Raw genomic sequence first — 7460 nt, forward strand, 5'->3', positions numbered from 1 at the left:
ATGACCGGAGAGGGGGTCTTGTCCCAGGGCGTGCTTGGTCAGCGCGATCAGGCCGTTGAAACTCTTGCGCATGTCGACCGGGCGTCCGTGGACGAACACGCGCACCCGGCCTTCGGGGAAGAACATCAGCCCCGGCGCAGGCGCAGCACGACATTCGTGCCGAACTGCAGCTCCAGATCCCAGGGGCCAGTGTCATCGTCGCCACCGCCGTCGTCGCCGCCGAGGTCACCGAGGTCGATGAAGGTCCCTACGTTGGCGCTCGCGATGCTCGCTGCACCCGAGCGCCGTTCATCAGCGAGGCGCTTGCGCCACTGATAGAAGCTCGAGAGGCTGAGGTCTTCGGCGTGGCAGAATGCGCTGATGCTCAGCGCGCTGTGCTCGGCTTGTTCGATGAGCGTCTGCCACTGGGCGCGGCTGCGACGTGGGCGGTAGTGGGTCGTGCTCATGGCCAACTCCCTCGGGTGCGATGGATGGTCGCGCCAGTGTCGGGTCGGCCTTCGCTCCCGGGAAGTACGCCGCTCAATTACCGGTTACTCCGGCTTTGCAATCATCAGACGCAACGCGCGCGGGGTTCCCCCGCGCTCGCGGGGATAGGCCCTGCGGCAACGCCCATCCTTCTATATCCCGCAGGGTTCCCCCGTGCTCGCGGGGATAGGCCCGTTGATGGAGCCAGGCCGCCTGACCCTGGCCGGGTTCCCCCGCGCTCACGGGGATAGGCCCGCGGCCCCATCCTGCCGAGCGGCGGCCAGACAGGTTCCCCCGCGCTCGCGGGGATTAGGGGTATGGATAGCGTTGGTGAGTTCTGTGGGTGAAGATGCCGAGGTTGTCAATTATGAAGACTACCATTGAGGTCTTGCCATGCTGATGCATAATCCTCCGCATCCTGGTGAAATCATTAAAGAATTATGTCTTGAGCCATTAGGTGTCACGGTCACTGACGCTGCTGATGCGCTGGGCATCAGTCGGAAAACCTTGAGCGCCATATTGAACGGTCGAGCGGGAATTAGCCCCGAAATGGCTATTCGCCTTTCCATTGCCTTTGATACCTCGGCGGAAAGCTGGCTCAATCAACAGTCGCAATATGAACTTTGGCATGCCGAGCAACGTAGAAGCGAGCTTCGGGTCAGGAAATTGATTGCTGCATGATCAAACATCGGCGATCCCAATCCTGGATGCTGCACGTTTCTTAAAGCAGCTCGCCGAGGGGAAAACCGGCGCCATTGTCGCGATAGGCGACCTGCGCCAAGAACAGCTCGGCCGCCGCCAAGGCGTCGTAGAAGGCGTTGTGGGCACGGTAGCGCGGCAGGTTGTAGCGCTCGCAGAGGGAGTGCAGGCGCAGCTCGGAGGGCCGGAAGGGGATGTTGCGGCGCTCGAAGGTGCGCCGCGCCAAGACCTCGGTATCGATACAGCGTACCAGCAGCCCGGCGCCGTAGAGGTCGCGACAGGCGGCGTCGAGGAAGCTGAGTTCGATCCTGGCGTGATGGGCGATCAGCACCCGCCCGGCGAGCACGCCGAGCAGCTCCCGCAGGACGCGGCTCAGGCGCAGTCCGGTGGCGGCCTCGTCGTCGGTGATTTGATGGATCACGGCCGTCTCCGCCGGAATCGCGCCCTCGCAGCGCAGCAGCCGATGGCGGGCGCTGGCGAGATCGATGCGCTGGCCCCGCACCAGCACCCAACCGACGCTCAGGATCTGGTCCTGCTTGGCGTCAAGACCGGTGGTTTCCAGATCGAGGGCGACATAGTCGACACAGCGATAGTCGAGCGACTTCGGCGGAAACGGTCGCCCGTAGTAGTCGCGCAAGGGCCCCGAGGCAAGCTGCCGCAGGTACTGGCGGCGACGTCCATCCGACGGCGATCGCATGGGGTCTTAGCAAGCCCGAGAATGGCCTTGAAGGCAGGCCCGCAGGTTGCCCCTGGGGCCCCAGGATCCCCAAGGACGGCCCCGCCAAACGCGTGGCCTCATCCGAAGCGCCCCGCTTGATAGCGTTGCCCGAGCGTCTCTTGCATGCGGTCGATGAGCAAGAAGGCGTCCTTGAGGTGGCCGCGCTCGAGCGGCGAGAGCTGTTCCGGGGCGAGGAAGTTGTCGGCCTTCTCGCCGTTGCGCAGCTGGCTGGCCTGATGGCGGATACGCAGGGTGTTGATCAGCTCGAAAGCGTCGATCAGGTTGGCGCCGCCGTCATGTGTCAGTGCTGCGGTCTCGGCGGCGGCCTCGAGCCGCTCGACGGTGTTGATCGGCGTCAGTCCGCTGGAGAGCGCGTAGACGCGGGCGAGATCGATGATCGGCACGGTGCCGCGATGTTTGATGTCGAAGGTGCGATCGTGGTCGCCGCCGTGGATGAGCACGAATTTGCGGAAGAAACCCAACGGCGGTCGGTGCTTGAGGGCATTCGCCGCCATGTAGGCGATGAAGATGCGGTTGTCGCGCGAGAGTTCGAGGACGTGCTCATGCAGTCCGTCGAAGAGCCCGGCGGGGTCATGCAGGGCGCGCAGATCGAAAAACACACTGGCGAGCATCAGCGCCTTGGGATCGGGGCGTTGGATCCAGTGTTCGAAGTATTGCTGCCAGACCGCGAGCGGCTGGCGCCATTGCGCGGTCTTGGCCATGACCTCGCCGGGGCAGTAGATATAGCCACAGGCGTTGAGACCATCGTTGATCCGGGTGGCGAGCTGGCGGAAATAGCGGTCGTCGTCCTGGCTCATGCTGTCGGCGATCAGCAGGGCATTGTCCTGATCGGAGTGCGAGGATTGCTCGCGCCGCGCCTGCGAGCCGCCGACCAGCCAGGCGTAGGGCACCGGCGGCGGGCCGAGTTCGGCCTCGGCAAGCTCGATCAGGCGCTTGGTGATGGCGTCGGTGATGGCGCTGACGGCCTGTCCGACATGCCCGCCGGTAGCGCCGCTGTTGATCAATTGCACTTGCAATTCCGGCACCTTGGCGCTGATCGCCTCGAGCGCGGCGAGGGACTCGGCCTTGTGGATATCGCCGACGATGTAGACGCCGCTGGTGCTCTGGAAGCGCATGAAGTCACTGGTCGAGAGCATGCCGAGTAGCTGCTCGCCATCGACCACCGGCAGATGGTGGACATTGAGCCGCGTCATCTGCAGCAAGGCCTCGAAACCGAGCGCGTCGGCGTCGACGGTCGAGATCTCGGCGGTCATGATCTCGCTGACCGGCCGTTCGGTCGACAGGCCGGTGGCGATGCAGCGGTTGCGCAGGTCGCGATCGGTGATGATGCCGCTGAGCTGTTCTCCCTCCATCAGCAGCAAGGCCGCGACGCGCTCGGCGGACATGATGCCAGCGGCCTCGCGAATGCTGATGCTGGGGCTGGCCATGATCGGCTTGCGATGCAGCAGATCGCGCGCGGTGACGGTCATCAGTCCGCCAGTGGTGGTGGCGGATTCGGTAAAGGCATCCAGGGCCTTGCGCAGGCGTTTGGTGGACGAGTGATCGAAATAGTCGGCGAACTCGGTATGCGTCGAGCGCAGGCGTTTGAATTGCTCGCAGGTGAGCGAATACAGCAGGGTATCCTCGAGCGTTGCGCCGCGTAGCGCGCGCTTGGCGTCATCGCCGAGACAGACCTCGCTGAACAGATCGCCCTCGGCGAGCTTGCCGACGAGTTCGTCCCCGGCGTCGCGCAGCTCGATGGCGCCACGGCGCAGGATATAGAGATGCGCGGCCTGGTCGTCGCTTGGCGGAAAGGCTGAGCCCCGCCGCAGATAGCGAACCACGCACTGGCGCGGAAGCTGTTCGAGCACCTCGTCGGGCAACTGCTCGAAGGGCGGATGTTTGGCGAGAAACTCTTGGATTTCGATCAGCTCGACGTCCATCAGGGGCATCCTCAGGTGGCGAGGCGGTGGGATTCTATTTGTCGAGTATGCCGTAAGTCGACCGGCCGACGCTTGTGCTGAATCCAGGGTCTTAGGCGATTGCCGTCAAAGCTCATATCGCCTTGCTGGTCTTTTCGCTCGCCTTCCGCATCGCATCGCCGCTCCCATCGCCCGGCGATGCTGCCGACGAGACGCCTTGAAGGCCAACGAACATCCTGCGCCATTCGCTCCGCGCTGTTCCGTCAATCGCCTTATGCGTGCCACCGTGCTGGTTGTGCCTCGGGCCAACAAAAAAAGCCCCGCCAGTGCGGGGCTAAAGTTCTTCGTGCGCGGAGCGCGTCGGGGTGACGCGCTCCGCAGGTGGTCGCGCTGAGGCTCGCTTAGTGGCCGGTCGCCTCGCCAGCGCCACGCGGCACCCGCACATCCTCGACCAGATGCTGGATGTGATCCGGTGGCGGGGCGGTGAGAGCGGCGACGATGAAGGCGACGACGAAGTTCACGACCGCGCCGACGGCGCCAAAGGCGTTCGGCGAGATGCCGAAGAACCAGTCCGCGCCCATGCCGAGCTGCGGTGCCAGGAAGTCCGTTCCGGGAATGAAGAAGATGCCTTTGTGCTGGAACACATAGAGCAAGGTCACGGCGATACCGGCGATCATGCCGGCGACCGCTCCGGTGTTGTTCATCTTCTTGTAGAAGATGCCCATCATCAGCGCCGGGAAGATCGACGAGGCGGCCAGACCGAAGGCGATGGCCACGGTGCCGGCGGCGAAGCCCGGCGGGTTCAGACCCAGGTAACCGGCGACGATGATCGCGCCGATCATCGACAGCCGCCCGGCGTTGAGTTCGGCCTTCTCGGAGATGTCCTTCATGAACACGCCCTTGAGCAGGTCATGCGAGATGGCCGAGGAGATCGCCAGGAGCAGACCGGCGGCCGTGGAAAGCGCGGCCGCCAGGCCGCCGGCCACGATGAGGGCGATGACCCAGTTGGGAAGTCCGGCAATCTCCGGATTCGCCAACACCATGATGTCGAGATCGGGACCCGGCTTCAGGGCATCGGTGGTGCCATGGAAGATCTCGCTGCCTTCGTAGCCGAGCGCTTCGGCTTCGGCGATCGTCGCCTCATCCTTGTCATTGTAGTACTGGACCAGTCCGTCGTCATTCAGGTCTTTCCAGACCAACAGGCCGGTTTGCGACCAGTTCTCGAACCAGCCAGGTAGTTCATCACCGGGTAACGGCTCGAAGGCCGCCAAGCCCTGCTCGGTGGTGTCGGTCTTCTCGATCATCAGAGTGTCGACGAAGTTCAACCGCGCCATGGCGCCAACCGCCGGGGCGGTGGTGTAGAGCAGCGCGATGAAGACCAGTGCCCAACCGGCAGAGAAGCGTGCGGACTTGACGGTGGGGACGGTGAAGAAGCGGATGATGACGTGCGGCAGTCCAGCGGTACCGATCATCAGCGACAGGGTATAGGCAAACATGTTCAGCGTGCTGCCCATGGTCTGCGTGGTGTATTCCTTGAAGCCGAGCTCGGTCACGACCTGATCGAGCTTGGCGAGCATGCTCATGCCGCTGGCGACGCCATCGGGGGCATATTCGCTACCGAGGCCAAGCTGCGGGAACGGATTGCCGGTCAGGTTCAGCGAGATGAAGATGGCCGGGATGGTGTAGGCGGTGATCAGCACGATGTACTGGGCGATCTGGGTGTAGGTGATGCCCTTCATGCCGCCGAGCACCGCATAGACCGCGACGATGGCCATACCGATGTACAGGCCCATGTCGTAGGAGACCTCGAGGAAGCGCGAGAACGCCACGCCGATGCCCTTCATCTGACCGATGACGTAGGTGATCGAGGCCAGGATCAGGCAGATGACGGCGACGATGCGCGCGGTCTGCGAGTAGTAGCGGTCGCCGATGAACTCTGGCACCGTGAACTTGCCGAACTTGCGCAGATAGGGCGCGAGCAGCAGTGCGAGCAGCACATAGCCGCCGGTCCAGCCCATCAGGAACACCGAGCCGCCGTAGCCGTTGAAGGCGATCAGGCCGGCCATGGAGATGAAGGAAGCGGCGGACATCCAGTCGGCGCCCGTGGCCATGCCGTTGAGGACCGGGTGGACGCCCTTGCCGGCGACGTAGAACTCGCCAGTGGTGCCGGCGCGCGCCCAGATGGCGATGCCGATGTAGGTGGCGAAGGTGAAGCCGACGACCGAATAGGTCCAGATTTCGAGATTGGTCATGAGTGGCGGCTCCTATTCTTCCACGTCGAATTTCTGATCGAGCCGGTTCATCCCGAACGCGTAGGTGAAGATCAGTATCAGGAAGACGTAGATCGAGCCCTGCTGGGCGAACCAGAAGCCGAGCGGGTAGCCGCCGAGGTGGAATTGGTTCAGCGGCTCGACGAGCAGGATGCTGAATCCGTAGGAGACAATGAACCAGATGATCAGTAAGAGGCTTAACAGGCGGATATTCGCCTTCCAGTAGGCGGACCGATTTTCGGGTGTCACCGTGTTGTCCCTCCTCAAGAGTGTTGGGTTAGGTGAAAAAGATCGTTGTTGGTGTCATGTGTACGCGCTGCCCGGCAGCGTCCCTGCTTGTGCAAGCGGTCGCGCATTGTGTTGTCCGGCACAATCCCCTGTCAACGACAAGGAGGCTGGGCTGAAGCGCCTGATATTGTTGCCAACGGCGGCCCTTTTCACTACCTTGACGGACTCACGGCCGGGCCGACCCGCGCTCGGCCTCGAACCAGATTAGGATGCGATGCGATACCTGAGTACACGCGGCGGTGTGGAACCGGTCGGCTTTGCCGAGGCGGTGATGATGGGCCTCGGCACCGATGGCGGCCTGCTGGTGCCAGAGTCCATCCCGCGCCTGAGCGGGGAGACCCTGGCGGCCTGGTCCCGGCTGAATTTTCAGGAGCTTGCGGTCGAGGTGTTGGCGCCCTTCGTCGGCGCGGCGATGCCGCGCGCGGATCTGGTCGCGCTGGTCGAGCGCTCCTACGCCGGCTTCTCGCATCCCGAGGTGACGCCGGTGGTGGAGCAGGCCGGGCGGCGGTGGCTCGAACTCTTCCACGGCCCGACGGCGGCGTTCAAGGATGTCGCGCTGCAGTTGCTCGGCAATCTCTTCGAGTATTTCGTTGTGCGCGAGGGCGGGGTACTGCGCATCCTCGGCGCCACCTCCGGCGATACCGGCTCGGCAGCGATCGATGGCGTGCGCGGCAAGGCCGGGATCGACATCTTCATCCTGCATCCCAAGGGCCGCGTGTCGCCGATCCAAGAGCGGCAGATGACCACGGTGCTCGATGCCAACGTGCACAATCTCGCCGTGCAAGGGACCTTCGACGACGCCCAGCGCATCGTCAAGGCCCTGTTCAACGATCTGCCGTTCAAGCGTGACTACCGGCTCGGCGCGGTCAATTCGATCAACCTCGCCCGCATCCTGGCGCAGACCATCTACTATTTCCACGCGTGGGGGCGGATCAGCGGCGGCGATCCCGAGCGCCGCGTCAGCTTCTCGGTGCCGACCGGCAACTTCGGCGATGTCTTCGCCGGCTGGCTGGCCAAGCGCATGGGGCTGCCGATCGAGCGCCTGATCATCGCCACCAATCGCAACGACATCCTCAGCCGCTTCGTCGCCAGCGGGGT

General features: G+C 63.8%; 8 protein-coding genes. 2 read left to right on the plus strand and 6 right to left on the minus strand.

Going from position 1 to position 7460, the window contains the following annotated elements; genetic code table 11:
• A partial coding sequence (tnpB, locus tag ACLFQI_RS09880) for an IS66 family insertion sequence element accessory protein TnpB (RefSeq protein ID WP_410758952.1) occupies positions 1-126 on the minus strand: 126 nt, incomplete at its 3' end.
• Positions 126-446 (minus strand): IS66 family insertion sequence element accessory protein TnpA, encoded by a 321-nt coding sequence (tnpA, locus tag ACLFQI_RS09885; protein WP_410758938.1) that lies wholly within the window; start codon positions 444-446, stop codon positions 126-128. The genes tnpB and tnpA, both read right to left, overlap by 1 nt.
• A 412-nt stretch (positions 447-858) precedes the next feature.
• Between tnpA and ACLFQI_RS09890 the strand changes: the two genes are divergently transcribed.
• The gene (locus ACLFQI_RS09890; protein ID WP_410758940.1) at positions 859-1146 is read left to right on the plus strand and encodes a HigA family addiction module antitoxin; all 288 of its coding nucleotides are present in this window, start codon (positions 859-861) and stop codon (positions 1144-1146) included.
• Between the two features lie 40 nt (positions 1147-1186).
• Here ACLFQI_RS09890 and ACLFQI_RS09895 read toward each other — a convergent pair whose 3' ends face one another.
• The 4 genes from ACLFQI_RS09895 to ACLFQI_RS09910 all read right to left on the minus strand — a co-directional run bounded on the left by ACLFQI_RS09895 (position 1187) and on the right by ACLFQI_RS09910 (position 6323).
• Positions 1187-1861: a 3'-5' exonuclease gene (locus ACLFQI_RS09895; protein WP_410758942.1), complete on the minus strand. Its 675-nt coding sequence runs from the start codon at positions 1859-1861 to the stop codon at positions 1187-1189.
• A gap of 98 nt (positions 1862-1959) precedes the next feature.
• On the minus strand, positions 1960-3825 hold the full coding sequence (locus tag ACLFQI_RS09900; protein ID WP_410758944.1) for a DUF294 nucleotidyltransferase-like domain-containing protein: 1866 nt from the start codon (positions 3823-3825) through the stop codon (positions 1960-1962).
• A 380-nt stretch (positions 3826-4205) separates the two neighbouring features.
• Positions 4206-6056 (minus strand): sodium:solute symporter family protein, encoded by a 1851-nt coding sequence (locus ACLFQI_RS09905; protein ID WP_410758946.1) that lies wholly within the window; start codon positions 6054-6056, stop codon positions 4206-4208.
• A gap of 12 nt (positions 6057-6068) precedes the next feature.
• Positions 6069-6323 (minus strand): DUF4212 domain-containing protein, encoded by a 255-nt coding sequence (locus ACLFQI_RS09910; RefSeq protein WP_410758948.1) that lies wholly within the window; start codon positions 6321-6323, stop codon positions 6069-6071.
• A 253-nt stretch (positions 6324-6576) separates the two neighbouring features.
• On the opposite strand from ACLFQI_RS09910, the gene thrC reads away from it, so the two are divergent.
• On the plus strand, positions 6577-7460 hold an 884-nt coding region (gene thrC, locus ACLFQI_RS09915), incomplete at its 3' end, for a threonine synthase (protein ID WP_410758950.1).

The sequence above is a fragment of the Halochromatium sp. genome (assembly GCF_046541315.1).
In the GTDB taxonomy this organism is placed as follows: Bacteria; Pseudomonadota; Gammaproteobacteria; order Chromatiales; family Chromatiaceae; genus Lamprobacter.